The organism is Serratia sp. CY38905 (assembly GCF_052168875.1).
GTDB lineage: Bacteria > Pseudomonadota > Gammaproteobacteria > Enterobacterales > Enterobacteriaceae > Serratia > Serratia sarumanii.
The window spans coordinates 259,065-284,841 of the sequence record NZ_JBJNLV010000001.1 but is presented as its reverse complement, the minus strand read 5'-3'; the positions used below and the strand labels follow the sequence as shown (position 1 = coordinate 284,841).

The window sequence follows — 25,777 nt, the reverse complement described above, 5'->3', positions numbered from 1 at the left end:
CGTACATGTATACAAAGATTCTCGGTACGGGGAGTTATTTGCCCGTACAAGTGCGCACCAATGCTGATTTGGAAAAAATGGTGGATACCTCTGACGAATGGATCGTCACGCGTACCGGTATCCGCGAACGTCGCATCGCCGCTGCGGATGAAACCGTCGCGACGATGAGCTTCCAGGCCGCTGAGAAAGCGCTGGAAATGGCAGGTGTGGCTAAAGAAGACATTGGGCTGATCGTCGTGGCGACCACCACGACCACTCACGCGTTCCCGAGCGCGGCGTGCCTGGTGCAGCAAATGCTGGGCATCAAAGACTGCGCGGCGTTCGATCTGGCTGCGGCCTGTGCCGGCTTTACTTACGCGCTCAGCGTGGCCGATCAGTACGTGAAGAACGGCGCGGTCAAACATGCGCTGGTTATCGGCGCGGACGTCTTGTCGCGCACGCTGGATCCTGAAGATCGCGGCACCATCATTCTGTTTGGCGATGGCGCAGGGGCGGTGGTGCTGGGGGCTTCTGAAGCGCCGGGCATTCTGTCTACCCATCTGCATGCCGACGGCAGCTACGGCAACCTGCTGACGCTGCCGTACAAGGATCGCCAGAATCAAGACAAGCCGGCCTATGTCACCATGGCGGGCAACGAAGTCTTCAAGGTTGCGGTTACCGAGCTGGCGCGCATCGTCGACGAGACGCTGCAGGCCAACAACCTGGACCGCAGCGAGCTGGATTGGCTGGTGCCGCACCAGGCCAACCTGCGCATCATCAGCGCAACGGCGAAAAAACTGGGCATGGGGATGGACAAAGTGGTGGTGACGCTCGATCGTCACGGCAACACCTCTGCCGCCTCGGTGCCTTCCGCACTGGACGAAGCGGTGCGCGACGGGCGAATTCAGCGTGGCCAACTGGTGCTGCTGGAGGCCTTCGGCGGCGGCTTTACCTGGGGCTCGGCGCTGGTTCGTTTCTGATTTGGACAGGAAGAAAAAATGACGCAATTTGCTTTTGTTTTCCCGGGCCAGGGGTCGCAGACCGTTGGCATGCTGGCCGAGTTGGCCGCACAGTTCCCGATCGTCGAAGAAACCTTCGGCGAAGCCTCTTCCGCCCTGGGTTACGACCTGTGGCAGCTGGTGCAGCAAGGCCCGGCGGAAGAGCTGAACAAAACCTGGCAGACCCAACCGGCTCTGCTGGCCGCCTCGGTGGCGATTTTCCGCGTTTGGCAACAGCAGGGCGGTAAAGCGCCGGCGCTGATGGCGGGCCACAGCCTGGGCGAATACTCGGCGCTGGTCTGCGCCGGCGTGCTGGACTTCAAGGCGGCGATCCGTCTGGTCGAGCTACGCGGCAAGCTGATGCAGGAAGCGGTGCCGGAAGGCACCGGCGCGATGTACGCCATCATCGGTCTGGACAACGACGCGATCGCCAAGGCGTGTGAAGAGTCTGCGCAGGGGCAGGTGGTTTCTCCGGTCAACTTCAACTCGCCGGGCCAGGTGGTCATCGCCGGCAACAAAGAAGCGGTTGAGCGCGCAGGCGCCGCCTGCAAAGCCGCAGGCGCCAAGCGCGCGCTGCCGCTGCCGGTGAGCGTGCCTTCGCACTGCGCGCTGATGAAACCGGCCGCCGACAAGCTGGCCGTGGCGCTGCAGGACATCACCTTCAACGCGCCGCAGGTGCCGGTGGTGAACAACGTCGACGTGCGCACCGAAAACGATCCGGAAGCGATCCGTAGCGCGCTGGTGCGTCAGCTGTACAGCCCGGTGCGTTGGACCGAGAGTGTAGAATTTATCGCAGCACAGGGAGTGACGTCGCTGCTGGAAGTGGGGCCGGGCAAAGTGCTGACCGGTCTGACTAAACGTATTGTTGACACCCTGACGGCTGCGGCGGTGAACGACACCGCCAGCCTGTCGGCGGCGCTTGAACAATAAAGAGGAAAATGATGAGCTTCGAAGGTAAAATCGTTCTGGTCACCGGCGCGAGCCGCGGTATTGGCCGAGCTATTGCAGAAACGTTTGTGGCACGCGGCGCCAAAGTGATCGGCACCGCGACCAGCGAGAGCGGCGCTGAAGCGATCAGCAGCTACCTGGGCGCAAACGGCAAAGGGTTTATGTTGAACGTTGTTGATGCGCAATCTATCGACAGCGTGCTGGCATCAATTCGCGCCGAATTTGGCGAAATCGACATTTTAGTGAATAATGCCGGCATCACGCGTGATAACCTGCTGATGCGTATGAAGGATGATGAGTGGGAGGATATCCTCGACACCAACCTGACTTCCGTATTCCGCCTGTCAAAAGCGGTAATGCGCGCTATGATGAAAAAGCGGTTTGGCCGTATCATCACCATCGGTTCCGTTGTCGGCACCATGGGGAACGCAGGGCAGGCGAACTACGCGGCGGCTAAAGCCGGTCTGATTGGTTTTAGCAAATCTTTGGCACGTGAAGTTGCTTCGCGTGGCATTACGGTCAACGTCGTGGCACCTGGCTTTATTGAGACGGACATGACACGGGCGTTGACAGATGATCAACGCGCAGGCATTTTGTCATCAGTTCCAGCCAACCGGCTGGGCGATGCTAAAGAAATCGCCAGCGCTGTTGCATTTTTGGCCTCTGATGAGGCCGGCTATATCACCGGTGAAACGTTACATGTCAATGGCGGCATGTACATGATTTAAAAAATGTGAAAACCATTTGCGTTATTTGAGGCAAAAACCGCAAAATAGCGTAAAATCGTGGTTTGACCAGCCGGGATTTAGTTGCATCTTTTTCAGCATTTTATACACTACGAAAACCATCGCGAAAGCGAGTTTTGATAGGAAATTTAAGAGTATGAGCACTATCGAAGAACGCGTTAAGAAAATCATTGTTGAGCAACTGGGTGTTAAACAGGAAGAAGTTTTGAACAACGCTTCTTTCGTTGAAGATCTGGGCGCTGATTCTCTTGACACCGTTGAGCTGGTAATGGCACTGGAAGAAGAATTCGACACCGAGATTCCAGACGAAGAAGCTGAGAAGATCACTACTGTTCAGGCAGCTATTGATTTCATCAACGCTAGCCAGCAGTAAGAGAACATATCTAGGCGGTCGCTCGACCGCCTAAGTTTTTTCTATCCCTAGTGTCATATTTTTCCCTCCCTGGAGGACAAACGTGTCTAAGCGTCGAGTAGTTGTGACCGGACTGGGCATGTTGTCTCCTGTCGGCAATACGGTAGAGTCCACGTGGAACGCTCTTCTTGCCGGTCAGAGTGGCATCAGCCTGATCGACCATTTCGATACCACTGCCTATGCGACCAAGTTTGCTGGCCTGGTAAAGAATTTTAATTCCGAGGATTTCATCTCGCGCAAAGATGCGCGCAAGATGGACGCCTTTATCCAGTACGGTATCGCTGCCGGCATGCAAGCCATGCAGGATGCAGGCCTGGACATCACCGAGGCTAACGCCAGCCGCATTGGAGCCGCGATCGGTTCCGGCATCGGCGGCCTGGGTTTGATCGAAGAAAACCACAGTTCACTGGTTAACGGTGGCCCACGGAAAATCAGTCCGTTCTTCGTGCCATCCACCATCGTGAATATGATTGCCGGTCACCTGACAATCATGTACGGCATGCGTGGCCCAAGTATTTCCATCGCCACCGCCTGTACTTCAGGTGTGCACAACATCGGCCATGCGGCGCGTATCATTGCCTACAATGATGCGGACGTGATGCTGGCCGGTGGGGCAGAGAAAGCCAGCACCCCATTGGGCGTCGGCGGCTTTGGCGCAGCGCGCGCTCTGTCCACCCGTAATGACAACCCGCAGGCGGCGAGCCGTCCGTGGGATAAAGACCGCGACGGTTTTGTGCTGGGCGACGGCGCCGGCATGATGGTGCTGGAAGAGTACGAGCACGCGAAAAAGCGCGGCGCGAAAATCTACGCCGAAGTGGTGGGCTTTGGGATGAGCAGCGATGCTTATCACATGACGTCGCCACCGGAAAACGGCGCAGGCGCTGCGCTGGCGATGGAAAATGCCCTGCTTGACGCCGGTGTGACCCCGTCACAAATCGGCTATATCAACGCGCACGGCACCTCTACGCCGGCGGGCGACCAGGCGGAAGCGCAGGCGGTGAAATCCGTCTTCGGCGCCGATGCAGAGCGCGTGCTGGTGAGCTCGACCAAATCGATGACTGGCCACCTGTTGGGTGCGGCAGGCGCGATCGAGTCTATCTTCACCGTGCTGGCGCTGCGCGATCAGGCGGTACCGCCAACCATCAACCTGGATAACCCGGATGAAGGTTGCGATCTGGACTTCGTGCCTCACGAAGCGCGCCAGGTCAGCGATATGGAGTTCAGCCTGTGTAACTCCTTCGGCTTCGGCGGCACCAATGGCTCGCTGATCTTCCGCCGAGTGTAACTCGCGCTGTGGATAGCTGATGAAAAGCCCGGTTTTTTAACCGGGCTTTTTTACGCCTATCGTCTGGACACCAACAGGGCTGCGTATCGCCTCGTCGCCTGCTATTCTGCGAGCGTAATGAAATCACCCGGCAACAGGAGGAAGCATGTACTGGATTAACGGACAACGCCACGATGCGCTGGCGCCGAGCGATCGCGGCCTGCAGTTCGGCGATGGCTGCTTTACTACTGCCCGGGTTATCGATGGTAAAATCGAGCTGCTGCCCTGGCATCTGGAGCGGCTGCAGCAAGCGGCGCAGCGGCTGATGCTGCCCGCCACCGATTGGCTGGCTTTCGAGCGGGAGATGGCGCTGGCGGCCGAATCAATTCCGCTCGGCGTGGTCAAAGCGATACTGACGCGCGGCAGCGGCGGGCGGGGTTACAGCCCGACGGGGTGCGAAAACCCGACGCGCATCGTGGCCCGCAGCAGCTACCCTGCGCACTATTTGCAGTGGCGCGAGCAGGGCATCACGCTTGCGCTCAGCCCGGTGGCGCTGGCGCGCAATCCGTTGCTGGCGGGGTTGAAGCATTTGAACCGCCTGGAGCAGGTGCTGATTCGCGCGCATCTTGACCAGACGGCCGCCGACGAGGCGCTGGTGCTTGACACTGCCGGTATGCTGGTGGAATGCTGTGCGGCTAATTTGTTCTGGCGTAAGGGAAAAGCGGTATTTACCCCGGATCTGAGCCAGGCAGGCGTCGCCGGCCTGATGCGGCGGCGGGTGATCGCGCTGCTGGCAGGCTCGGAATATCGTCTGCACTGCGTCAGTGAACCGCTGGAGACGCTGGCCGATGCCGACGAAGTCCTGGTGAGCAATGCGCTGATGCCGCTGCTGCCGGTAAACGCTGCGCAATCATGGCGCTATGCTTCGCGCCAGCTGTATGATTTTTTGCGTCCACACTGTTAACCATGGCTGATTGATGAAGAAAAGAAAGCTGAAGGTCCTGTCTATTATTGTTGTTCTAGTATTGGCGCTGCTGTTTTGGGGCTACCAGAAGATCGAACGCTTTGCCGATACGCCACTGGCTATCCAACAAGAAACCATCTTCAAACTGCCGGCCGGCACCGGTCGGGTAGCGCTGGAAGGGCTATTGGTGCGCGATAAGCTGGTGCGCAACGGCCGCTGGTTCCAGTGGCTGCTGAAGCTGGAGCCGGAGCTGGCGGAGTTTAAAGCCGGCACCTACCGGTTCACGCCGGGCATGACGGTGCGCCAGATGCTGAAACTGTTGGCCAGCGGCAAAGAGGCGCAGTTCACCGCACGCTTTATCGAAGGCTCACGCCTGCGTGACTGGCAGCAGGTGCTGCAGCAGTCCAAATACCTGAAACACACCCTGGCGGGCAAGAGCGAAGCGGAGATTGCCGCAGCGCTCGGCATTCCTGCGGGAGAAACGCCGGAAGGGCATTTGTACCCGGATACCTATCAGTATACCGCCGGCATGAGCGACATCGCGCTGCTCAAACGCGCACACGTGCGCATGAACAAAGCGCTGCAGGCCGCCTGGGCCGGCCGCGACACCAGCCTGCCGTATAAAACGCCGGAAGAGCTGCTGACCATGGCCTCGATCGTCGAGAAAGAGACCGCGGTGCCGGAAGAACGCAGCAAGGTGGCGTCGGTGTTCGTCAACCGCTTGCGCATCGGCATGCGCCTGCAGACCGATCCGACGGTGATCTACGGCATGGGCGAAAGCTATAATGGCAACATCACGCGCAAGGATCTGGAGACGCCGACACCGTACAACACCTATGTGATCGCCGGCCTGCCGCCAACGCCGATCGCCATGCCGGGTGAGGCCTCGTTGCAGGCGGCCGCCAATCCGGCCAAAACGCCTTATCTCTATTTTGTCGCCGACGGCAAGGGTGGGCATACCTTCACCACCAATCTGGCGAGCCATAACCAGGCGGTGCGCGTGTACCGTCAGGCGTTAAAGGAAAAGAATGAAAAGTAAATTCGTTGTTATCGAAGGGCTGGAAGGCGCGGGTAAAACCACCGCGCGCGATACGGTGGTCAATGTGCTGCGCGAACACGGCGTCAGCGACATCGTCTTCACCCGCGAGCCGGGCGGCACGCCGCTGGCGGAGAAGCTGCGCGATCTGTTCAAGCGCGGCATCGACGGCGAATTGCCGACCATCAAGGCCGAAGTATTGATGCTGTACGCCGCGCGCGTGCAGCTGGTGGAAACCGTGATCAAACCGGCCCTGGCGCGCGGCGCCTGGGTGGTGGGCGATCGCCACGATCTCTCTTCACAGGCTTACCAGGGCGGCGGCCGCGGCGTGGATCCGCAGCTGATGAGCTCGCTGCGCGACACCGTGCTGGGGGATTTTCGCCCGGACTTGACGGTGTATCTCGATCTGCCGCCGCTGGTCGGCCTGCAACGCGCGCAGGCGCGCGGTCAGCTGGATCGCATCGAACAGGAGGCGCTGCCGTTCTTCGAACGCACCCGCGCTCGCTATCTCGAGCTGGCGGCGCAGGATAAAACCATCGTCACCGTCGACGCCGCCCAGCCGCTGGAGCAGGTGACCGCGGCGATCCGCGACTGCGTCGGCCACTGGCTGCGGCAGCAGGAAGGCGCATAATGAACTGGTACCCGTGGCTGAACGGCCCTTATCGCCAGCTGATTGGGCAGTACGCCGACGGCCGCGGCCATCATGCGCTGCTGCTGCACGCGGCGGCGGGCAACGGTGACGATGCGCTGGCCTACGGCCTGAGCCGCTGGTTGATCTGCCAGCAGCGCAACGGTGAAAAAAGCTGCGGCGAGTGCCACAGCTGCCGGCTGATGCTGGCGGGAAACCACCCGGATTATCACGTGCTGGCGCCGGAAAAGGGTAAGAGCAGCCTGGGCATCGAGCCGATCCGCCAGGTGATTGAAACGCTGTACGCCCACGCGCAGCAGGGCGGCGCTAAAGTGATTTGGCTGCCGCAGGCGGAACAGCTGACCGAGGCGGCGGCCAACGCGCTGCTTAAAACGCTGGAAGAGCCGCCGGAGAAAACCTATTTTCTGCTGGGCTGCCGTGAGCCGTCGAGGCTGATGGCGACGCTGCGCAGCCGTTGCCTGTATTGGCATTTGGCCAGCCCGGATGAGCAGCTCAGCCTGCAGTGGCTGGGCCGACAGGCGGCCGGCTCTCAGACGGACCGCCTCACGGCGCTGCGCCTGCACGACGGCGCGCCGCTGGCCGCCGAACAGCTGTTGCAGCCGCAGCAGTGGCAACAGCGCAGCGCCCTGTGCGCCACGTTGAGCGCCGCGCTGCCGCAGCGCGATATGCTGTCGCTGCTGCCGGTGTTGAACCATGAAGACGTCGCCGAGCGCCTGCACTGGCTGTGCGCGTTGCTGGTGGACGCGATGAAGTGGCAGCAGGGCGCGCATCACTATGTATTGAATCAGGATCAGCAGCCGCTGGTGCATCAACTGGCCAGCCTGCTGAGCAGCGCCTCGCTGCAGCAGATCGTGCAGCAGTGGCTGAACTGCCGCCATCAGCTGCTCAGCGTGGTGGGCGTCAACCGCGAGCTGCTGCTGACCGAACAGTTACTTCGCTGGGAACAGATGCTTGGCGCCGCCGGCTATTCCCAACCTCATTCGCTGTAAAGTAAAAGAGTTAAAAATTATGTTGTTAGTCGATTCTCATTGCCACCTTGACAGTCTGGATTATCAAACGCTGCACCAGAATGTGGACGATGCGCTGGCCAAAGCCAAGGCGCGCGACGTCGGCTATGTGCTGGCGGTTGCCACCACGCTGCCGGGTTACCGTTCCATGACCGAGCTGATCGGCGAGCGCAACGACGTGGCCTTCTCCTGCGGGGTGCATCCGCTCAATCTGGAAGAGGGGTATGATTACGCCGAACTGCGTCGCCTGGCGGCGGCGGAGCAGGTGGTGGCGCTGGGGGAGACCGGGCTCGATTACTTCTACCAGAAAGACAACCTTGAGCTGCAGCAGGACTCTTTCCGCGAACATATCCGCATCGGCCGGGATCTGAACAAGCCGGTGATCGTCCACACTCGCGATGCGCGCGCGGACACGCTGGCGATCCTGCGTGAAGAGAACGCACAGGACTGCGGCGGCGTACTCCACTGCTTCACTGAAGATCTGGCCACGGCCGAAGCTCTGCTGGATCTGGGCTTCTACATCTCCTTCTCGGGCATCGTCACCTTCCGCAACGCCGAACAGCTGCGCGAGGTGGCGCGCTATGTGCCGCTGGATCGCATTCTGGTGGAAACCGACTCGCCTTATCTGGCACCGGTGCCGCATCGCGGCAAAGAAAACCAACCCGCCTATGTGCGCGATGTGGCTGAATACATGGCGGTATTGAAGGGCGTCAGCCTGGAACAACTGGCCGAAGCCACCACCGCCAACTTTTCACGTTTATTTCACCTCGAACTGTGATCTTTGACCTAGGCTATAGCTGTAGGTCATTGTCTGCGTAATTTTTTTTAAGCTCGTAATTAATCACTGAAACGGGTAAGGTTCCCTCCCGTTTCAAGGTGATTGATGCGTGTTTTTTGGTCTGTTTCGCCAAAAAACAGCCGGTTTATGCAAAGTTACCGCGGCTCGATCATCGAAACGTGATTGTCATCAAACATTGCGCAGGCTATTTATTTTACTCTGCGTAATAAATTCAAGGGGTGCTCAGACACCCTGAATTGCAGGGGTTTTTCTCCCCCCCTTGCAGCGCGAATCATCGCGAAAAGAAGTAGCAAAGCATTATTACTCAGGAGCACACTCAACTATGTTCAAGAACGCATTTGCAAACCTGCAAAAAGTAGGTAAATCGCTCATGCTGCCGGTGTCCGTGTTGCCTATCGCAGGTATCCTGCTGGGCGTCGGCTCCGCCAACTTTAGCTGGCTACCTGCGGTAGTCTCCCACGTGATGGCGGAAGCGGGCGGTTCGGTCTTCGCCAACATGCCGCTGATTTTCGCCATCGGCGTCGCTTTGGGCTTCACCAACAACGACGGCGTTTCCGCGCTGGCGGCGGTGGTGGCCTACGGCATCATGGTGAAAACCATGGCGGTGGTTGCGCCGCTGGTGCTGCACCTGCCGGCTGAAGAGATTGCGGCCAAACACCTGGCGGATACCGGTGTGCTCGGGGGGATTATCTCCGGCGCCATCGCGGCCTATATGTTCAACCGCTTCTTCCGCATTCAACTGCCGGAATACCTGGGCTTCTTTGCCGGTAAGCGTTTCGTGCCGATCATTTCCGGTCTGGCGGCGATCGTTCTGGGCGTAGTGCTGTCCTTCATCTGGCCGCCGATCGGTACGGCTATCCAGACCTTCTCGCAGTGGGCGGCTTATCAGAACCCGGTCGTGGCCTTCGGCATTTACGGCGTGGTTGAACGTGCTCTGGTGCCATTCGGTCTGCACCACATTTGGAACGTACCGTTCCAAATGCAAATCGGTGAATTCACCAACGCGGCGGGCCAGGTATTCCACGGCGACATCCCTCGCTACATGGCGGGCGACCCTACCGCGGGCAAACTGTCCGGCGGCTTCCTGTTCAAAATGTACGGTCTGCCTGCTGCGGCCATCGCCATCTGGCACTCGGCCAAGCCGGAAAACCGCGCGAAAGTCGGCGGCATCATGATCTCCGCCGCGCTGACCTCGTTCCTGACCGGTATCACCGAGCCGATCGAGTTCTCCTTCATGTTCGTCGCGCCGATCCTGTACGTGATCCACGCTATTCTGGCTGGCCTGGCGTTCCCAATCTGCATCCTGTTGGGCATGCGCGATGGCACCAGCTTCTCGCACGGCCTGATCGACTTTATCGTACTGAGCGGCAACAGCAGCAAAATCTGGCTGTTCCCGATCGTCGGCATCGTCTACGGTCTGGTGTACTACACCATCTTCCGCGTGCTGATCGCCAAGCTGGATCTGAAAACCCCGGGCCGTGAAGACACCGCTGCCGAGCAGACTGCGCAGGGCGGTTCCGAAATGTCCGCGGCGCTGGTTCAGGCCTTCGGCGGTAAAGAAAACATCACTAACCTGGATGCTTGTATCACCCGTCTGCGCGTCAGCGTGGCCGACGTGTCCAAAGTTGACCAGGCGGGCCTGAAGAAACTGGGCGCAGCCGGCGTAGTCGTCGCTGGCTCCGGCGTGCAGGCCATCTTCGGCACCAAGTCCGACAACCTGAAAACCGATATGGACGAATACATCCGTAATCACTGATTCAGGCAGGGGAGTTACCAAGGGAGGCGAAAGCCTCCCTTTTTTATTGCCTGCCGTCAGGCGCCCAGGCGCTGTTCGAGTTCGGCGAGAGAAGGGAGGAACCAGACCTGTTCGCCGCGGTTGGCTTCACGCACGAAATCTTGCAGCGCGTTGCTTTGCGCCAGCCAGGGGGAGATATCGCCCAGCAGCGCAACGCGCAGGCGGTAGTTGATAAATTTCTGCAATACGGCGCCGGCAATGCCGCTTCTGAGCTGGAAAAAGGCGGCGTCGAGGCGGTTGACAGGGAGGGCAATCATCCCGGCATCGTGTTCAAAGGCGGGCGCGATAAACAGGCTGACGTCATTTTCGTCTTTCAATGGCGGCCCGGCTTCGGCGAACACCACCAGGCGCAGATCGTGGATTTGCTGCACGGCGTAGCTCATCGGCGCTCCGGGGGGCAGGGCTTGGCGTGCTTTTGCAGGTAATGCTCGAACACCGCCAGCGTTTCGTCCGAGATATGGTGCTCAATCCCTTCGCTGTCCAGCTCGGCGGTTTCGCTCGGCACCCCGACGCACATCAGCAGATCGACCACGATGCGGTGACGGCGGCGCACCTTCTGCGCCAGCAGCTCGCCTTCCTCGGTTAAAAACACCCCGCGATAAGGGCGCGATTCCACCAGCCCGGCGCTTTTCAGCCGCGCGATATTTTTGATCGCCGTCGGGTGAGACACGCCGAAGCGGCGCGCGATGTCGGTGGTTCTGGCTTCGCGGGTGCTTTGCAGCAAATCGGCGATCAGCTCAACGTAATCTTCGATCAGCGCATTGGACTGCGCTTCGCGGGCGCGGCTAAAACGCAGGGCGTGCTCGGCCTCGTCCGGCATGTCGGTCTGGGCGTGGCGGTCGGCGTTATCTGGCGCGCGGGTAACCATAGCGTGGGGCGTCCTGTAAGCATAAAAATGGCGTCTCCCGGCAATGCGGGGAGGGTTGCCCTAAGTTAGTCCAAATAGCACACATTATCAATTCGATGCCACGCATTGTGGTAGTTAGAAATATCTCTACACAAAGCCAATGAATTTCGCCTGTTGCATAAAGTGTAGCCGATGCTACATTGTCGGCATGGTAGGTGGAAAAATAACCAGTAAAAGATTGAGGGTACTTCATGCGTGATGCGGCAACCACTCCATCGTTAACCGAACGGACCAACATTGCGATTGGCGCCGCCCTTGCCGGACGCAAGCGCGGCGCCTTTACGCCGTTGCTGTTCGCCGGCCCGGCGGTGATTGCCTCTATTGCCTATATGGATCCCGGCAACTTCGCCACCAATATTCAGGCCGGGGCGAAATACGGCTACAGCCTGCTGTGGGTGGTGGTGATGGCCAACCTGATCGCCATGCTGTTCCAGGCGCTGTCGGCCAAGCTCGGCATCGTCACCAACCGCAATCTGGCGGAGATGTGCCGCGACCAGTTTTCACGGCCGGTCGTGATCGGCATGTGGCTGCTCAGCGAAGTGGCGGCGATGGCCACCGATCTGGCGGAGTTTCTCGGCGGGGCGATCGCGCTGGCGCTGCTGTTCCATATGCCGCTGTTGGCGGGAATGGGGGTGACGGCGGTGATCACCTATGCGCTGTTGATGGTGGAAAAAAAAGGTTTCCGCCCGGTCGAGCTGATGATCGGCGGCCTGGTGGGCATCATTGCGCTGTGCTACCTGGTGGAGATGTTCATCGTACCGGTAGACTGGCAGGCGGCCGGGATCGGCATGGTGACGCCGCAGTTGCCGGACGCGCAGGCGCTGACCATCGCCGTCGGCATTATCGGCGCCACCGTGATGCCGCACGCCATTTTCCTGCACTCGGGGCTGACCCAGCACCGCAGCCCGGCCAGCGATAACGGCGAACGGCGCAAGCTGCTGCGTTTCTCCAATATTGAGGTGGTGATCGCGCTGGCGCTCGCCGGGTTGGTGAATATCGCGATGGTGATCATGGCCTCGAGTGCCTTCCACGCCGGTAACAGCGACGTGGCCGAAATTGGCACCGCCTACCATACGTTGACGCCGCTGTTCGGCGCGGCGGCCGCCGGTATCTTCCTCGCTTCGCTGATCGCCTCCGGCATTTCCAGCTCGGTGGTGGGCACCATGGCCGGGCAAATGATCATGCAGGGCTTCGTCGGTTTTCGCATTCCGGTGTGGGTGCGCCGCCTGGTCACCATGGTGCCGGCGTTTATCGTGGTGGCGATGGGCGTCAACGCCACCGACGCGCTGGTCTATAGCCAGGTGGTACTGAGCCTGGCGCTGCCGGCGCCGATGATTGCGCTGGTGATGTTCACCCGCCGCCGCGACATCATGGGCGAGTTCGCCAACGGCCGCTGGACCAGTCTGGCGGCGGTGGTCGGCACGGTGGTGATCGTGCTGCTCAACGTGGTGCTGCTGTTGCAGACCTTCGGCGTCGATATTCCCGGTTTGGGGTGATCTTGCGAGCCGCGCGGGGCGCGGCCGCGTCGCTAAATTATAAATTTCCCACACCACCGTCCATCTGCAGCTCGGCGCCGACCATAAAGGCCGACTCGTCCGCCGCCAGAAACACCGCCGCTTTGGCCAGCTCCAGCGCGCTGCCCATGCGGCCGATCGGTACCAGCGCGCGGATATCGTCGCGTAATGCCTGTTCATCTGCTTCCGCCAACCCCAGCTTACCCAACGCCGGGGTTTCGGTCGGGCCGGGGCTGAGGCCGTTAAGGCGAATGCCGCGCGCGTGCAGCTCGCCGGACAGCGTTCTGGCCAGCGACAGCAAGCCGGCTTTGCTGGCGGCGTAGGCGCTGCTCTGCGGCAGGCCGATATGGGCGCTGACCGAACCGCACAGGATCACCGAAGAAGGGTTGGCCAGCAGCGGCAGCAGCGCCTGGATCAGAAAAAACGGCCCCTTCAGATTGATGTCCATCAGCCGCTGATAGCTCTGCTCATCCCATTCCTGCAGCGGGCGATGCGTAACGTCGCCGGCGTTGATGTACAGCACGTCCAGCCGCGGCCACCGTTGCCCCAGCCGCTGCGCCAGTTCGCGCTGCTGCGGAATATCGCCGGCGTCGCTCAGCAGCAACAGCGTCTTGCCACCCAATGCCTGGCCCGCCGCGTCCAGGGCGCTTTGGCTGCGCCCGGTGATCGCCACCGTTGCGCCCTCGGCGATGAACTGGCGGGCGGTTTCCAACCCGATGCCGCTGGTGCCGCCGGTAATCAATGCGTATTTGCCTTGCAGTCGTGCCATAACCGATTCCTCTTTAGTGTCAGTTGCGGCATTATTTGCGCTATAGTTACTTTTGCATAGTAGGCACCTTTTGGATACTAAAGGACGAGGTGGGATGAAATGACGGCGCAAGCGCCATTTGCGGCGGAAAATAATTTGGCGGCGTTGCCGCCGGCGGGCGAACCCTGCCCGATGGTGGACTTCGTCAATCTGGTGTCGGGCAAGTGGGCGATACCCATCCTGTACCGACTGATAATGATCGACGGCCCGGTGCGATTCAGCGAGCTGCAGCGGGCGGTGGCGCCCATTGCGCAAAAAGAGCTGACGCGTCAGCTGCGGCTGTTCGAGCAGCGTGGCCTGGTGACGCGGCAGGTGTTTCCCGAAGTGCCGCCGCGGGTGGAGTATCAGGTCACCGCGCTCGGTAAATCGCTGCGGCCGACGCTGGATTCGCTGGCCGAGTGGATGCGCCGACACGCGCCGCAGCTGATCGGCGGCTAGTCGCCGATGCCCGGCGGGTTGATGGCGGAGCGCTCGACCTTTTCATCGCCTTCGCCCCAGCGCTCCAGCACCTGCGCGTATTCGCCGCTGACGATGACGCCGTTGATGGCGGCGTTGATGGCGTTCACCAACCCGTTGCCTTTTTTGGTGGTGACCGCGACGTAGGCCACGTTGGGGCCGATGCCGACCATTTTGGTCTTGCCGGTCAGCGCCGCCTTGTAGGCGCCGGTGGAGTGGGGGCCGAAGAACGCATCGGCGCGCCCGGACTGAATGCTCAGGTTGGTGGCGGCGTCGTCGGTCACGTAGATCGGCTGCACCGGCGGCAACCCGGCGGCGCGGTTTTGCTTATCCCATCCCAACAGTATGTTTTCCTGATTGGTGCCGGATCCGACGATGACCCGCAGCCCGGCGACGTCCTGCGGCCGGTTGATCGAGGTGATGTGGCTGGTGGATTTGACGTAAAAGCCCAGCGTGTCCACCCGATAAGTGGCGAAGTCGAATTTGGTCTTGCGCAGTTTGGTGACGGCGATGTTGAAGATCGCCGCGTCGTATTTGCCGGTGCTGATGCCCAGCGGCCAATCTTCCCACGAGGTAGGCACCAGATTCAGCTCCAGCCCAAGGCTGTCGGCCACCAGGCGGGCGATGTCCGGATCGCTGCCGATCAGCGTTTTATTGTCCTCGGCGAACAGCGCCAGCGGCGGAGAGTTCTCGAACGCCACCGCCACCGTCAGCTTGCCGGGCACCGCGAAGTGAAAGTTTGCCGGAATCAGTGCGATAGCGGCCGGGTTTTTCTCCGCGCGTATCGGCTCTCGGTTAGCCTGCAGGTCGATACCGCCCGCCGTGGCCGCCTGCACGGCGGCGCTCAGCAACAGCGCGCACAGCGCCGAAATTCTCAGTGGCATAGCACCCTCTATCCTTTGTTAATCATGGGGTTACTATTGGCGGCGGCGCGGGGCAAGTAAAGCAACAATAGTGAATAACCAAAGTGAAAAGATGCACAAGCGCGGCGCCGGGCTGCGCGAATCTGCAGCACTCGACGTGGAAAGTGCGCAATCAGGTTGAAAGCAGTAGAATTTGTCACTCATACTGCGTACAGCTAATTGTGTAAAACAAGGAACGCCAGATGGCCGAAGAAACGATTTTCAGTAAAATTATCCGCCGCGAAATCCCTGCTGATGTGGTTTATCAGGACGAACTGGTCACCGCTTTCCGTGACATCTCTCCCCAGGCACCCACCCATGTGCTGATCGTTCCCAACGTGCTGATCCCAACCGTCAACGACGTGACCGTGGAGCATGAAGCCGCGCTGGGCCGCATGATCACCGCCGCGGCGAAGATCGCCGAACAGGAAGGCATCGCCGAGGACGGCTACCGCCTGATCGTCAACTGCAACCGCCACGCCGGTCAGGAGGTCTATCATATTCACATGCACCTGGTCGGTGGCCGCTCGCTGGGGCCGCTGCTGTCACGTTAAGCGAGGAAATCATGCGCGGTAAAAAAACTCTCCGTGGTCTGATGGCGTTGGCGCTGCCCGCCGCGTTGCTGATGGGATGCAGTTCATCGCCCGGCATCGCGGTCAACCAAGGGCAGACGGTGGTGATGGATCCTTCGGTGCTGACCGCCGGCATTTTGGCCGATACGCCCTCGATTTCGAACGCCTCCGGGCGGGTGATGGCGACCTCGGTGCTCAACAACAGCCAAATGACGCCGGTCACCGTACATTACCGCTTCTATTGGTACGACGCGCAGGGGCTGGATATTCGCCCCTTCGAGAAACCGCGCGAGATCGTGGTGGCGCCCGACTCGGACGCCAAAATTTACTCGATTAACGGCAATCTGGACGCTAAAAGCGCGCGTCTGTATCTGTACCTGTAAGCGCTTGCCAGGTTTGGAGAAAAAGCATGAAAAAGTACGTCTTAGTGGCGCTGGCCGCATTAACCCTCAGCGGCTGTCTGTCGCGCCCGCCTGAGCCGGAACAACCGTTGCCGCCGGTCACCGTCGAACCGGAACAGCCGACGCCGCCGGTCGAGCAGCCACAGCCGCCAACCACCGAGCCGGTGCCGCAGCCGCCGAAAATCCAGCAGCTTGACTGGCTGGGCAGCGTTCAGCCGCTGGTGGGGCAGATGCTGAAGGCCGATGGCGTCACGGCCGGCAGCGTGCTGCTGCTGGACAGCGTCAAGAACAACACTAACGGTTCGCTGCAGATGGGCAAAGCTACCGCGGCGCTGTACAAGGCGCTGGCGTCGAACTCCACCTTCAGCGTGGTGCCGGAAGCGAAGCTGACCAGCGCCAGACAAACGCTGGGCCTGTCGGCGGATGACAGCTTCGGTTCGCGCAGCAAGGCGATTGGCCTGGCGCGCATCGTCGGCGCGCAGTACGTGCTGTACAGCGACGTCAGCGGCGACGTGAAGTCGCCGGCGTTGGATATGCAGCTGATGCTGGTGCAAACCGGCGAGATCGTCTGGTCGGGCAATGGCGCCGTTAAACGCTGAGGCCGCGCTGCGACGATTGATGGAAACCAGACTGCCGGCGGTGAATACCGCCGGTTGTCATTTCAGCCCGGTGCAGGGGCTGACCGGCGAGAGCTGGCGCATCGACGGCGCGGGCATCACGCTGTTGGCGCGCCAGCACAGTGCGGAAAAACGCGCGCTGGGCGTGAGCCGACGGCGCGAAGCGCGGGTCTTGCGCCGCTGCGCGCCGGGGCTGGGGCCGCGGGTTTTCGCACAGAATAATCAGTGGCTTATCCTTGAATGGCTCGAAGGTGACGTCGTCACAGATGCCGAGTTTGCGGCGCTGAATCAGCGCGGCGAGCTGGCGGCGATGGCGGCGGAACTGCATCGGCGGCCGCTCAGCGGTTACCGGCTGGATCTGCGGCGGCAGTTCCTCCGCTACTGGCCGCAGCTGGATACGCGGCGTGTAACCCCCGCCTGGCTGCGCCTGCAGCGCCATTTTTTGCTAAGTGTGCCGCCACGGCCGCTGCGCCTGGCGCCGCTGCACATGGACATCCACCCGGGCAATTTGCTCGCCACCGGTGAGGGGCTGCGATTGATCGACTGGGAGTATGCCGCCGACGGCGACGTGGCGCTGGATATCGCCGCGCTGTTTCGCGGCAATGGTTGGTCGGCCGGGCAGCAGCAGCGCTTTTTGCAGCACTACGCGCGCCAGGGCTATCACGACGCCGCCCGGCTGCAGGCCCAGGTGCGGGGCTGGCTGCCGTGGGTGGATTATCTGATGCTGCTGTGGTTTGAAGTGCGCTGGCAACAGAGCGGCGACGCCGAATTTTTACGCTGGGGCGCTGCAGTGCGCCGGCGATTCTGTTTATCATCATCCGAATTCTGAACGAACAATAATGAAGTGAGGTGCCCGTGGGCCCAGTAATGCTAGATGTCGCCGGCTATGAGCTGGATGCAGAAGAACGCGAGATTTTGAAACACCCGCTGGTTGGCGGATTGATCCTGTTTACCCGCAACTTCCACGATGCGGAGCAGCTGCGTGAGCTGGTGCGCCAGATCCGCGCCGCCTCGCACGATCGGCTGGTGGTGGCGGTAGACCAGGAGGGCGGGCGCGTGCAGCGCTTCCGCGACGGCTTCACCCGCCTGCCGGCGGCGCAGTCGTTCGCCGCGTTGCACAATGCGCAGGAAGGCGGCCGGCTGGCGCAGGAGGCCGGCTGGCTGATGGCGGCGGAAATGATCGCGCAGGATATCGACATCAGCTTCGCGCCGGTGCTGGACATCGGCCACGGCAGCGCGGCGATCGGCGAACGTTCGTTCCACAGCGATCCGCAGCAGGCGCTGGCGATGGCCGAACGCTTTATCCTCGGCATGCACAGCGCCGGCATGAAAACCACCGGCAAACACTTCCCTGGGCACGGCGCCGTCAGCGCCGATTCGCACAAGGAAACCCCGCGCGATCCGCGGCCGCTGGCGCAGATCCGCGAGCATGACATGGCGATCTTCCGCGAGCTGATCAACCGCCAACTGTTGGACGCCGTCATGCCGGCCCACGTCATCTATACTGAAGCGGACCCACGCCCGGCCAGCGGCTCGCCTTACTGGCTGCAGCAGATCCTGCGTCGGGAGCTGGGCTTCGACGGCGTGATTTTCTCCGACGATCTGTCGATGGAAGGCGCCGCCATCATGGGCAGCTACGCCGAGCGCGGCCAGGCGGCGCTGGATGCCGGGTGCGACATGATCCTGGTGTGCAACCACCGCGAAGGTGCGCTCAGCGTGTTGGATAACCTGTCCCCGGTCAAAGCAGAGAAGGTGAAGCGGTTATATCATCGCGGTCAGTTCACCCGTCAGGAACTGCGCGACTCCGAGCGCTGGCAGCAGGCGCACAAGGCGCTTAGCGCGCTGAGCGAACGCTGGGAGGAGCACAAGCAGCGTTCGCAGGGGTGAATCCAGGCGCCGCATCGCGGCGCAGAGCGGAAATGATGAGGGCCGCGCCCGCGGCCCTTGGCTTGTTGCGAGGATCCACATGATTATCTATTTGCACGGCTTCGATTCCACCAGTCCCGGAAATCATGAAAAGGTGTTACAGCTGCAGTTTATCGATCCGGACGTGCGCTTCATCAGCTACAGCACGCTGCATCCGCGTCACGACATGCAGCATCTGTTGAAAGAGGTGGACAAGGCGGTGCAGCAGGGCGGCGACGCGCACCCATTGATCTGCGGGGTCGGCCTCGGCGGTTTCTGGGCGGAGCGCATCGGCTTCCTGTGCGGCATTCGCCAGGCGATGTTCAACCCGAACCTGTATCCGGAAGAGCACATGCACGGCAAGATAGACCGGCCGGAAGAGTATCGCGATATCGCCACCAAGTGCGTGGAGGATTTCCGCGAGAAGAACCGCGATCGCTGTCTGGTGGTGCTGTCGCGGCACGACGAGGTGCTGGATAACCGGCGCAGCGCCGAATTGCTGCATCACTACTACGAGATCGTGTGGGATGAACAGCAGACGCACAAGTTCAAAAACATCTCCCCCCATCTGCAGCGGCTCAAGGCGTTCAAGGCGCTGGGTTAACAGTTTCATAACGCCGCCGCGAGCCGCGCTTCCCGTTTTTCACCGGCGGAAAGTGCGGCTTTTTTGTGCGCCCAGGCAAGATCTTGCGTGGCAATCGGCAAAATTTAAAACTGTGACTCAGCGCTAACTATTTGAATCACAATCGCCAAAAAATCCTCGCGTCCAGCCTTTAACCAAAAAAATTTGATGTACATCAATTTTGGTATGACCAAATAACCTCACATGTTATTCTGGCCTCAGAGAGCCGATTTATTTTAAGCGAACCCTATGTATTCTAAGGATATTATTTATTTACCCTGGAATAACAAATGGTTCACATTTAGGGGGGTATTTTGACAACGCCAAAGAAGAAAATCGTTATTGTTGGCGGCGGCGCCGGTGGCTTGGAGCTGGCGACCAGCCTGGGCCATAAACTTGGCCGCAAGAACAAAGCGGAGATCACGCTGGTGGATCGCAACCACAGCCATTTGTGGAAACCGCTGTTGCACGAAGTGGCGACCGGTTCCCTCGATGACGGCGTGGATGCGCTCAGCTACCTGGCGCACGCGCGCAACCACCATTTCAGCTTCCAACTGGGGTCGTTGACCAACATCAACCGCGAGACGCAAACGCTGCAGCTGGCGCAGATCTGCGACGAGCAGGGCGGTGAGCTGGTGCCGGCGCGCGAATTGCCGTACGACATCCTGGTGATGGCGCTGGGCAGCACCTCGAACGATTTCGGTACGCCGGGCGTGAAAGAGCACTGCATCTTCCTGGATAACCCGCATCAGGCGCGTCGTTTCCACAACGAAATGCTCAACCTGTTCCTGAAGTTCTCGGCGCAGCCGGGGCAAAAAGAGCGGGTCAACATCGCCATCGTCGGCGGCGGCGCCACCGGCGTCGAGCTGTCCGCCGAGCTGCACAACGCGGTGAAGCAACTGCACAGCTACGGTTTCGAAGGCCTGGACAACAGCGCGCTCAACGTGACGCTGGTGGAGGCCGGCGAGCGCATTCTGCCGGCGCTGCCGCCGCGCATTTCCGCTGCGGCGCACCAGGAGCTGATCAAACTGGGCGTGCGCGTGCTGACCAACACCATGGTGACTAGCGCCGATGCCAAAGGCCTGAGCACCAAGGGCGGCGAATTCATCGACGCCGATCTGATGGTGTGGGCGGCCGGCATCAAGGCGCCGGACTTCATGAAGGATATCGGCGGCCTGGAAACCAACCGCATCAACCAGCTGGTGGTGGAGCCGACGCTGCAGACCACGCGCGATCCGAACATCTTCGCCATCGGCGACTGCGCCTCCTGCCCGAAAGAGGGCGGCGGTTTCGTGCCGCCGCGCGCCCAGTCGGCGCACCAGATGGCCTCGCGCTGCGCCACCAATATCCTGGCGCTGATGAACGGCCAGACGCTGAAGCCATACGTGTATAAAGACCACGGCTCGCTGGTGTCGCTGTCGCGCTTCAGCACCGTCGGCAGCCTGATGGGCAACCTGATGCGCGGCTCGATGATGGTGGAAGGGCGCATCGCGCGCTTCGTCTACATCTCGCTGTACCGCATGCACCAGGTGGCGTTGCACGGTTACATCAAAACCGGTCTGATGATGCTGGTGGGCGGCATCAACCGGGTGATCCGCCCACGTCTGAAAATGCACTGATCCCGCCTTTGTCGACCAACCCGCGCCGGTTCGCCCGCGCGGGTTTTTTTATGGCGGCGCGAGGCGATCGGCGGCGGTTGCTTGATTCTTCAGCATAAGCTGTCGTTGGTATGGGTAAAATTCTTAAGATTCCTCCTAAACAGCGGAAAAACGGCCGTTTTCCCGCATTTTTGGTCCCCTTGTCTTATTGCGGGGCTTCAGATCATTGTGCAGACTTTACCTCGTTTACAGACGGCGCGTCGCGCACGCCGTAAACCGGGATACCGCAAGCCGCCCACGCGCAAAATAATAAGCGCGGTGCCATGCCGGTAACAGACCCCGGAAAAAATGCGTGGTAACACTTTCAGGAGGTTTCCTGTGAACAAGTCAATGTTAGCCGGTGTTGGGATTGGTATCGCTGCCGCTCTGGGGATTGCCGCGGTAGCCAGCCTGGACGTCTTTTCTGCCGGTCCGCAATATGCGCAGGTGCTCGCCGCAACGCCGATTAAAGAAACCATCAAAACGCCGCGTCAGGAATGCCGCAACGTCACCGTTACGCACCGTGCGCCGGTGCAGGATGAAAACCGCATCGCCGGTTCAGTGCTGGGCGCAGTGGCGGGCGGCGTGATCGGCCACCAGTTCGGCGGCGGCCGCGGGCGCGACGTGGCGACCGTGGTCGGCGCGCTGGGCGGCGGCTATGCCGGTAACCAGGTGCAAGGGGCGATGCAGAATAACGACGTCACCACCAGCGTGCAGCAGCGTTGCAAAACGGTCTATGACAAGTCTCAGAAAATGCTGGGCTATGACGTGACCTACAAGATCGGCAATCAGCAGGGCAAGATCCGCATGGATCACGATCCGGGCACGCAAATCCCGTTGGATAAAAACGGCCAGCTGGTGCTGAACAGAGCCTGATCGCCACATTCGAATTAAGCCCGCGGGCAGTGTTAGTTCTGATCGTTTAACCCGGTTAAGCGAGCGGCGTTAACATTGACGCGGGTTTCTGTTTTCTGCCCGCCCAACAATTTGCGATCGTTCTAATGTCTGCGTGCGATATCACTGGGCAAAACTTCAAAAAAGCCCCCGCGTTTGTTATATTATTGTGCAATTAAGCGGTGTTATCGGCGCCAATCGCCACACCGGCCAAACCTGAGTATTTCGTCTCGCAGAGATAACGACATGTTAGATTTTCGCTTTCCGACAGCGTTGCAAATGGTCCTTAGCGTCGCCGTAGCTGAGAAGCAGGGCATGCGTTCGACGAGCGCCACCCTTGCCGCCGCTCTGGAAGCCAACCCCAGCTTTATCCGCAAACTGATGGTGCCGCTGACCAAAGACGGCATCATCGTTTCCACCCTTGGCCGCAACGGCTCTATCCACCTCGGCCGCCCGGCGGAAGAGATCACCCTGCGGGACATCTATCTGGCGGTGATCGACGACAAGCGCATCTGGGCTTCCCGTCCTGAAGTGCCGGCCCGTTGCCTGGTGAGCGCCAACGCCTGCTGGTATTTCAAATCGGTGGTGAACGAAGCCGAACAGGCTTCGCTTGCGGTGCTGGCGCGCCATACCGTGGCCGATTCGCTGGCCGAACTGGAGCGGGGCGACAAGCGCGCCTGCGCGGAGTACGCCGCCGCGCAAGAGGCTGAAACCGCCGACAAATAATCGCGGTTCGCATGCATAAAAAAAGGTCGGGCAATGCCCGACCTTTTTGCATTTTAACGCCGCGTTCAGACGGTCTGCGGCTGCGCTTTGCGCGCCACCAGGCGCCGCAGCGTGACGTAGAACACCGGCGTCAGGAACAGCCCGAACAGGGTGACTCCCAACATGCCGGAGAACACCGTGATGCCGGTGACGCCGCGCACCTCGGCGCCGGCACCGTGGCCGAGGATCAGCGGGATGGTGCCGGCGATGAAGGCGATGGAGGTCATCACGATCGGCCGCAACCGCAGGCGACAGGCCTCCAGCGCTGCCTCGACGATGCCTTTGCCCTGCATTTCCAGCTCGCGGGCGAACTCGACGATCAGAATGGCGTTCTTGCAGGCCAGCCCCATCAGAACGACCAGCCCGACCTGCACGAACACGTTGTTGTCGCCGCCGGTCAGCCACACGCCGAACAGCGCCGACAGCATGGTCATCGGCACGATCAGGATCACCGCCAGCGGCAGCGTCCAGCTTTCGTACAGCGCCGCCAGCGCGAGGAACGCCAGTAGCACCGCCACCGGGAACACCACCAGCGCGGCGTTGCCCTGGGTTGATTGTTGGTAGCTCAGATCGGTCCACTGGATGTTCATGCCGTTCGGCAACAGCTTGCCGGCCATCTGCGTCAGCGCGCCCATCGCCTGGGTAGAGGAAAGCACGCGCGGATCGGCGTCGCCGATCAGATCCGCCGCCGGGAAGCCGTTATAGCGGATCACCGGATCCGGGCCGTAGGTAGTGCCGATGTTGACCATGCTGCCGATCGGCACCATTTCACCCTTGTCGTTGCGGGTACGCAGGTTGGCGATGTCCTCTACGCTGTCGCGGAACTGGCCGTCGGCCTGCGCCATCACCTTCCAGGTGCGGCCATAGCGGTTGAAGTCGTTGATGTAAGACGAACCGAGGTAGGTCTGCAGCGTGCTGAACAGCGCATTGAGCGGCACCCCCTGCGCCTTGGCCTTGTCGCGATCGATTTTGGCGTCCAGCTGCGGCACGTTGGCCTGATATGAGGAGATCGGGAACCCCATCCCCGGCGTTTGCATAATGGCGCCGGACATGGTGTTGATCGCCGTTTGCAACGCGCCGTAGCCCAGCCCGGCACGATCCTGCACGTACAGCGAATAGCCGGAGCCCTGGCCGATGCCGAGGATCGGCGGCGGCATGATTGAGAAGGCGAAGCCTTCCTGGATCTGTGAAATGCGCGCGTTGATCTCGGTGTTGATCTGCGCCGCGGTGCGGGTACGGGTGCTCAACGACTCCAGCGCGAAAAACACCGTGCCGGTATTCGGCGTATTGGTGAACTGCAGCGCGTTCAGGCCGGGGAAGGCCACCGCATCGGTGACGCCGTCCACGCTCAGGCCGATGGCGCTCATCTTGCGGATCACCGCATCGGTGCGTTCCAGCGAGGCGCCTTCCGGCATTTTCACGCCGCCGATCAGGTACAGCTTGTCCTGCGTCGGGATAAAGCCGCCGGGCACGGTCTTGAACATCACCCCGGCGGCGGCCAGCAGCAGCAGGTAGACGACAAACACCGCGCCGCGCCGGCCCAGCACGCGGGAGACGCCGCGCTGGTAGCGTTGCGAACTGCTGGCGAAGAAGCGGTTGAACGGCCGGAACAGCCAGCCGAACAGCCGGTCGATCAGGCGCGACGGCAGATCTTTCGGCGCGCCGTGCGGTTTGAGCAAGCGTGCCGCCAGCGCCGGCGACAGGGTCAGCGAGTTGATGGCGGAGATCACCGTCGAGATGGCGATGGTGACGGCGAACTGCTTGTAGAACTGCCCGGTAACGCCGGAAAGGAACGCCATCGGCACGAACACCGCGCACAGCACCACGGCGATGGCGATGATCGGGCCGGAGACCTCGCGCATCGCCTGGTGCGCCGCCGCCAGCGGCGACAGCCCCTCTTCGATATTACGCTCGACGTTTTCCACCACCACGATGGCGTCATCCACCACGATGCCGATCGCCAGCACCAGCCCGAACAGGCTGAGGGTATTGAGCGAGAAGCCCAGCAGATATAGCGCGGCGAAGGTGCCGACCACGGAGATCGGAACCGCCAGCAGCGGAATGATCGAGGCGCGCCAGGTCTGCAGGAACAGTATGACCACCAGCACCACCAGGATCACCGCTTCCAGCAGCGTATCCACCACCGCGCGGATCGAATCGCGCACGAACACCGTCGGATCGTAAGGCGATTTCCAGCTCATGCCGTCCGGGAAGCGGGTCGCCAGCTCGGCCATCTTGCCGCGCACCGCGTCCGACAGCTCGATGGCGTTGGCGCCCGGCGACTGGAAGATACCGATGCCGACCGCATCCTTGTTATTGAGCTGGGCGCGCAGCGCGTAGCTGCCGGAGCCCATTTCGATGCGTGCCACGTCGCGCAGCCGCACGATCTCGCCGTTGTCGCCGCTCTTGAGGATGATGTTGCCGAACTCTTCTTCGGTTTGCAGGCGACCCTGGGCATTGATCGACAGCAGATAGTCGCTGCGCGTCGGCATCGGCTCCGCGCCGAGCTGGCCGGCGGAGACCTGCACGTTTTGCTCCTGCATGGCGCTCACCACGTCGGAGGCGGTCAGCCCACGCGCGGCGACCTTGTTCGGATCGAGCCAGATGCGCATCGCATACTCACCGGCGCCGAAGATCTGCACCTGGCCGACGCCCGGCAGGCGGGCCAGCTCATCCTTGACCTTCAGGGTGGCGTAGTTGCGCAGGTACAGCGAATCGTACTTGCCGGAAGGCGAGACCAGATGCACCACCAGCGTCAGCGCCGGGGACTGTTTCTGGGTGGTGATGCCCTGGCGGCGCACGTCTTCCGGCAGGCGCGCTTCGGCCTGCGCCACGCGGTTTTGCACCTGCACCTGGGCCTGATCGGGATCGGTGCCGGGGCGGAAGGTGACGGTGGTCACCAGCACGCCGTCGGAACCTGCGACCGATTTCATGTACATCATGTTTTCGACGCCGTTGATCGCTTCTTCCAGCGGCGTGGCCACCGTTTCAGCGATCTCTTTCGGGTTGGCGCCCGGGTATTCTGCGCGCACCTGCACGCTGGGCGGCACCACGTCCGGGTACTCGCTGATCGGCAGCAGCGGGATGGCTATCACCCCGGCGACAAAAATCAGTATCGACAGCACCGCGGCAAAGATCGGTCGGTCGATGAAAAAGCGGGAAAAGTCCATGGGTCAGAAG

Annotated in this window: 27 protein-coding genes; 22 read left to right on the top strand and 5 right to left on the bottom strand. The window is 61.1% G+C overall.

Features of this window, described 5'->3' with window-relative positions:
* Nucleotides 1-5 precede the first annotated feature (5 nt).
* The 11 genes from ACJ8MK_RS01540 to ptsG all read left to right on the top strand — a co-directional run bounded on the left by ACJ8MK_RS01540 (nt 6) and on the right by ptsG (nt 10,558).
* Nucleotides 6-959, top strand: a complete 954-nt coding sequence (locus tag ACJ8MK_RS01540) for a beta-ketoacyl-ACP synthase III (protein ID WP_060418432.1) — start codon at nt 6-8, stop codon at nt 957-959.
* 18 nt (nt 960-977) lie between these two features.
* The gene (gene fabD / locus ACJ8MK_RS01535; RefSeq protein WP_015377451.1) at nt 978-1,907 is read left to right on the top strand and encodes an ACP S-malonyltransferase; all 930 of its coding nucleotides are present in this window, start codon (nt 978-980) and stop codon (nt 1,905-1,907) included.
* Nucleotides 1,908-1,918: 11 nt separating this feature from the next.
* Complete coding sequence (fabG, locus tag ACJ8MK_RS01530) at nt 1,919-2,653, top strand: 3-oxoacyl-ACP reductase FabG (RefSeq protein ID WP_016928193.1); 735 nt, start codon at nt 1,919-1,921, stop codon at nt 2,651-2,653.
* 154 nt (nt 2,654-2,807) lie between these two features.
* Entirely contained in the window at nt 2,808-3,044 is a 237-nt protein-coding gene (acpP, locus tag ACJ8MK_RS01525) for an acyl carrier protein (protein WP_004719003.1), read from the top strand.
* Between the two features lie 82 nt (nt 3,045-3,126).
* Nucleotides 3,127-4,368 (top strand): beta-ketoacyl-ACP synthase II, encoded by a 1,242-nt coding sequence (gene fabF / locus ACJ8MK_RS01520; protein WP_033638042.1) that lies wholly within the window; start codon nt 3,127-3,129, stop codon nt 4,366-4,368.
* Nucleotides 4,369-4,513: 145 nt separating this feature from the next.
* Nucleotides 4,514-5,311 (top strand): aminodeoxychorismate lyase, encoded by a 798-nt coding sequence (pabC, locus tag ACJ8MK_RS01515; protein ID WP_015377453.1) that lies wholly within the window; start codon nt 4,514-4,516, stop codon nt 5,309-5,311.
* A 13-nt stretch (nt 5,312-5,324) separates the two neighbouring features.
* Nucleotides 5,325-6,350: an endolytic transglycosylase MltG gene (gene mltG, locus ACJ8MK_RS01510; RefSeq protein WP_033646443.1), complete on the top strand. Its 1,026-nt coding sequence runs from the start codon at nt 5,325-5,327 to the stop codon at nt 6,348-6,350.
* Nucleotides 6,340-6,978 (top strand): dTMP kinase, encoded by a 639-nt coding sequence (gene tmk, locus ACJ8MK_RS01505; protein WP_033646442.1) that lies wholly within the window; start codon nt 6,340-6,342, stop codon nt 6,976-6,978. Before mltG ends, tmk begins: the two co-directional genes overlap by 11 nt.
* Nucleotides 6,978-7,985 (top strand): DNA polymerase III subunit delta', encoded by a 1,008-nt coding sequence (gene holB / locus ACJ8MK_RS01500; RefSeq protein ID WP_033655059.1) that lies wholly within the window; start codon nt 6,978-6,980, stop codon nt 7,983-7,985. Before tmk ends, holB begins: the two co-directional genes overlap by 1 nt.
* A 19-nt stretch (nt 7,986-8,004) precedes the next feature.
* Complete coding sequence (locus ACJ8MK_RS01495) at nt 8,005-8,781, top strand: metal-dependent hydrolase (protein WP_016928186.1); 777 nt, start codon at nt 8,005-8,007, stop codon at nt 8,779-8,781.
* A 343-nt stretch (nt 8,782-9,124) separates the two neighbouring features.
* Nucleotides 9,125-10,558: a PTS glucose transporter subunit IIBC gene (ptsG, locus tag ACJ8MK_RS01490; RefSeq protein WP_016928184.1), complete on the top strand. Its 1,434-nt coding sequence runs from the start codon at nt 9,125-9,127 to the stop codon at nt 10,556-10,558.
* Between the two features lie 56 nt (nt 10,559-10,614).
* Here the strand turns inward: ptsG and ACJ8MK_RS01485 are convergent, their stop codons facing one another.
* The gene (locus ACJ8MK_RS01485; protein ID WP_033655058.1) at nt 10,615-10,980 is read right to left on the bottom strand and encodes a DUF4180 domain-containing protein; all 366 of its coding nucleotides are present in this window, start codon (nt 10,978-10,980) and stop codon (nt 10,615-10,617) included.
* Nucleotides 10,977-11,465 carry a manganese-binding transcriptional regulator MntR gene (mntR, locus tag ACJ8MK_RS01480; protein ID WP_060429075.1) on the bottom strand — a complete coding sequence of 163 codons (489 nt, stop codon included), beginning with the start codon at nt 11,463-11,465 and terminating at the stop codon, nt 10,977-10,979. Before mntR ends, ACJ8MK_RS01485 begins: the two co-directional genes overlap by 4 nt.
* Nucleotides 11,466-11,695: 230 nt before the next feature.
* Between mntR and ACJ8MK_RS01475 the strand changes: the two genes are divergently transcribed.
* Complete coding sequence (locus ACJ8MK_RS01475; RefSeq protein ID WP_019455828.1) at nt 11,696-13,000, top strand: Nramp family divalent metal transporter; 1,305 nt, start codon at nt 11,696-11,698, stop codon at nt 12,998-13,000.
* Nucleotides 13,001-13,037: 37 nt separating this feature from the next.
* On the opposite strand, the gene ACJ8MK_RS01470 is transcribed toward ACJ8MK_RS01475, so the two are convergent.
* Nucleotides 13,038-13,787, bottom strand: a complete 750-nt coding sequence (locus tag ACJ8MK_RS01470; RefSeq protein WP_060429077.1) for an SDR family oxidoreductase — start codon at nt 13,785-13,787, stop codon at nt 13,038-13,040.
* A 99-nt stretch (nt 13,788-13,886) separates the two neighbouring features.
* Here ACJ8MK_RS01470 and ACJ8MK_RS01465 point away from each other — a divergent pair, with 99 nt between their 5' ends.
* Nucleotides 13,887-14,264: a winged helix-turn-helix transcriptional regulator gene (locus ACJ8MK_RS01465; RefSeq protein ID WP_072265263.1), complete on the top strand. Its 378-nt coding sequence runs from the start codon at nt 13,887-13,889 to the stop codon at nt 14,262-14,264.
* On the opposite strand, the gene ACJ8MK_RS01460 is transcribed toward ACJ8MK_RS01465, so the two are convergent.
* The gene (locus ACJ8MK_RS01460) at nt 14,261-15,166 is read right to left on the bottom strand and encodes a transporter substrate-binding domain-containing protein (RefSeq protein ID WP_033655056.1); all 906 of its coding nucleotides are present in this window, start codon (nt 15,164-15,166) and stop codon (nt 14,261-14,263) included. The genes ACJ8MK_RS01465 and ACJ8MK_RS01460 overlap by 4 nt on opposite strands.
* A 221-nt stretch (nt 15,167-15,387) precedes the next feature.
* Here ACJ8MK_RS01460 and hinT point away from each other — a divergent pair, with 221 nt between their 5' ends.
* The 9 genes from hinT to ACJ8MK_RS01415 all read left to right on the top strand — a co-directional run bounded on the left by hinT (nt 15,388) and on the right by ACJ8MK_RS01415 (nt 22,558).
* Nucleotides 15,388-15,738 carry a purine nucleoside phosphoramidase gene (gene hinT, locus ACJ8MK_RS01455; protein WP_004928776.1) on the top strand — a complete coding sequence of 117 codons (351 nt, stop codon included), beginning with the start codon at nt 15,388-15,390 and terminating at the stop codon, nt 15,736-15,738.
* Nucleotides 15,739-15,749: 11 nt separating this feature from the next.
* A complete protein-coding gene (locus tag ACJ8MK_RS01450; protein ID WP_033646437.1) occupies nt 15,750-16,139 on the top strand; it encodes a YcfL family protein in 390 nt (129 codons plus the stop codon).
* Between the two features lie 26 nt (nt 16,140-16,165).
* Nucleotides 16,166-16,756: a penicillin-binding protein activator LpoB gene (lpoB, locus tag ACJ8MK_RS01445; protein ID WP_033646436.1), complete on the top strand. Its 591-nt coding sequence runs from the start codon at nt 16,166-16,168 to the stop codon at nt 16,754-16,756.
* Nucleotides 16,737-17,603 carry a thiamine kinase gene (gene thiK / locus ACJ8MK_RS01440; protein ID WP_060425623.1) on the top strand — a complete coding sequence of 289 codons (867 nt, stop codon included), beginning with the start codon at nt 16,737-16,739 and terminating at the stop codon, nt 17,601-17,603. Before lpoB ends, thiK begins: the two co-directional genes overlap by 20 nt.
* 38 nt (nt 17,604-17,641) lie before the next feature.
* Nucleotides 17,642-18,661, top strand: coding sequence for a beta-N-acetylhexosaminidase (gene nagZ / locus ACJ8MK_RS01435; protein WP_442517449.1), 1,020 nt, complete (start codon nt 17,642-17,644; stop codon nt 18,659-18,661).
* A 79-nt stretch (nt 18,662-18,740) separates the two neighbouring features.
* Nucleotides 18,741-19,283: an alpha/beta hydrolase YcfP gene (gene ycfP / locus ACJ8MK_RS01430; protein WP_015377468.1), complete on the top strand. Its 543-nt coding sequence runs from the start codon at nt 18,741-18,743 to the stop codon at nt 19,281-19,283.
* Nucleotides 19,284-19,615: 332 nt separating this feature from the next.
* On the top strand, nt 19,616-20,920 hold the full coding sequence (locus ACJ8MK_RS01425) for an NAD(P)/FAD-dependent oxidoreductase (RefSeq protein WP_442517448.1): 1,305 nt from the start codon (nt 19,616-19,618) through the stop codon (nt 20,918-20,920).
* A 357-nt stretch (nt 20,921-21,277) separates the two neighbouring features.
* On the top strand, nt 21,278-21,814 hold the full coding sequence (locus tag ACJ8MK_RS01420; RefSeq protein WP_004928798.1) for a glycine zipper 2TM domain-containing protein: 537 nt from the start codon (nt 21,278-21,280) through the stop codon (nt 21,812-21,814).
* Nucleotides 21,815-22,078: 264 nt separating this feature from the next.
* A complete protein-coding gene (locus ACJ8MK_RS01415; RefSeq protein ID WP_025302433.1) occupies nt 22,079-22,558 on the top strand; it encodes an RrF2 family transcriptional regulator in 480 nt (159 codons plus the stop codon).
* A gap of 65 nt (nt 22,559-22,623) precedes the next feature.
* On the opposite strand, the gene sdeB is transcribed toward ACJ8MK_RS01415, so the two are convergent.
* Complete coding sequence (gene sdeB / locus ACJ8MK_RS01410) at nt 22,624-25,767, bottom strand: multidrug efflux RND transporter permease subunit SdeB (RefSeq protein ID WP_442517447.1); 3,144 nt, start codon at nt 25,765-25,767, stop codon at nt 22,624-22,626.
* Between the last annotated feature and the right edge of the window lie 10 nt (nt 25,768-25,777).

Bases quoted from the DNA above. Each gene is read 5' to 3' on its own strand.
- ACJ8MK_RS01540 (WP_060418432.1), top strand. From the start codon at position 6: ATGTATACAAAGATTCTCGGTACGGGGAGTTATTTGCCCGTACAAGTG.
- fabD (WP_015377451.1), top strand. From the start codon at position 978: ATGACGCAATTTGCTTTTGTTTTCCCGGGCCAGGGGTCGCAGACCGTT.
- fabG (WP_016928193.1), top strand. From the start codon at position 1,919: ATGAGCTTCGAAGGTAAAATCGTTCTGGTCACCGGCGCGAGCCGCGGT.
- acpP (WP_004719003.1), top strand. From the start codon at position 2,808: ATGAGCACTATCGAAGAACGCGTTAAGAAAATCATTGTTGAGCAACTG.
- pabC (WP_015377453.1), top strand. From the start codon at position 4,514: ATGTACTGGATTAACGGACAACGCCACGATGCGCTGGCGCCGAGCGAT.
- mltG (WP_033646443.1), top strand. From the start codon at position 5,325: ATGAAGAAAAGAAAGCTGAAGGTCCTGTCTATTATTGTTGTTCTAGTA.
- tmk (WP_033646442.1), top strand. From the start codon at position 6,340: ATGAAAAGTAAATTCGTTGTTATCGAAGGGCTGGAAGGCGCGGGTAAA.
- holB (WP_033655059.1), top strand. From the start codon at position 6,978: ATGAACTGGTACCCGTGGCTGAACGGCCCTTATCGCCAGCTGATTGGG.
- ACJ8MK_RS01495 (WP_016928186.1), top strand. From the start codon at position 8,005: ATGTTGTTAGTCGATTCTCATTGCCACCTTGACAGTCTGGATTATCAA.
- ptsG (WP_016928184.1), top strand. From the start codon at position 9,125: ATGTTCAAGAACGCATTTGCAAACCTGCAAAAAGTAGGTAAATCGCTC.
- ACJ8MK_RS01485 (WP_033655058.1), bottom strand. From the start codon at position 10,980: ATGAGCTACGCCGTGCAGCAAATCCACGATCTGCGCCTGGTGGTGTTC.
- mntR (WP_060429075.1), bottom strand. From the start codon at position 11,465: ATGGTTACCCGCGCGCCAGATAACGCCGACCGCCACGCCCAGACCGAC.
- ACJ8MK_RS01475 (WP_019455828.1), top strand. From the start codon at position 11,696: ATGCGTGATGCGGCAACCACTCCATCGTTAACCGAACGGACCAACATT.
- ACJ8MK_RS01470 (WP_060429077.1), bottom strand. From the start codon at position 13,787: ATGGCACGACTGCAAGGCAAATACGCATTGATTACCGGCGGCACCAGC.
- ACJ8MK_RS01465 (WP_072265263.1), top strand. From the start codon at position 13,887: ATGACGGCGCAAGCGCCATTTGCGGCGGAAAATAATTTGGCGGCGTTG.
- ACJ8MK_RS01460 (WP_033655056.1), bottom strand. From the start codon at position 15,166: ATGCCACTGAGAATTTCGGCGCTGTGCGCGCTGTTGCTGAGCGCCGCC.
- hinT (WP_004928776.1), top strand. From the start codon at position 15,388: ATGGCCGAAGAAACGATTTTCAGTAAAATTATCCGCCGCGAAATCCCT.
- ACJ8MK_RS01450 (WP_033646437.1), top strand. From the start codon at position 15,750: ATGCGCGGTAAAAAAACTCTCCGTGGTCTGATGGCGTTGGCGCTGCCC.
- lpoB (WP_033646436.1), top strand. From the start codon at position 16,166: ATGAAAAAGTACGTCTTAGTGGCGCTGGCCGCATTAACCCTCAGCGGC.
- thiK (WP_060425623.1), top strand. From the start codon at position 16,737: ATGGCGCCGTTAAACGCTGAGGCCGCGCTGCGACGATTGATGGAAACC.
- nagZ (WP_442517449.1), top strand. From the start codon at position 17,642: ATGCTAGATGTCGCCGGCTATGAGCTGGATGCAGAAGAACGCGAGATT.
- ycfP (WP_015377468.1), top strand. From the start codon at position 18,741: ATGATTATCTATTTGCACGGCTTCGATTCCACCAGTCCCGGAAATCAT.
- ACJ8MK_RS01415 (WP_025302433.1), top strand. From the start codon at position 22,079: ATGTTAGATTTTCGCTTTCCGACAGCGTTGCAAATGGTCCTTAGCGTC.
- sdeB (WP_442517447.1), bottom strand. From the start codon at position 25,767: ATGGACTTTTCCCGCTTTTTCATCGACCGACCGATCTTTGCCGCGGTG.